1 rRNA gene is annotated in these 465 nt (G+C 49.7%); it reads right to left on the bottom strand.

Going from position 1 to position 465, the window contains the following annotated elements:
- Positions 1-465, bottom strand: a 23S ribosomal RNA gene (locus ACY191_RS05870); the annotation flags it as partial.

The raw sequence follows: 465 nt of genomic DNA, 5'->3' as shown, positions 1-465 counted from the left end.
TATGGATCTTATCACTCACAGTCTGACTCCCGGATATGAATGAATGGCATTCGGAGTTTATCTGAATTCGGTAACCCGAGATGGGCCCCTAGTCCAAACAGTGCTCTACCTCCATCATTCTCAATTCCGAGGCTAGCCCTAAAGCTATTTCGGAGAGAACCAGCTATCTCCAAGTTCGTTTGGAATTTCTCCGCTACCCACACCTCATCCCCGCACTTTTCAACGTACGTGGGTTCGGTCCTCCAGTGCGTTTTACCGCACCTTCAACCTGGACATGGGTAGATCACATGGTTTCGGGTCTACGACTACATACTCAAACGCCCTATTCAGACTCGCTTTCGCTGCGGCTCCGTCTCTTCAACTTAACCTCGCATGCAATCGTAACTCGCCGGTTCATTCTACAAAAGGCACGCCATCACCCATTAACGGGCTTTGACTTGTTGTAGGCACACGGTTTCAGGTTCT

This window comes from Staphylococcus sp. TCBT05, from assembly GCF_055179755.1.
This window is presented reverse-complemented; position numbering and strand designations above follow the sequence as displayed.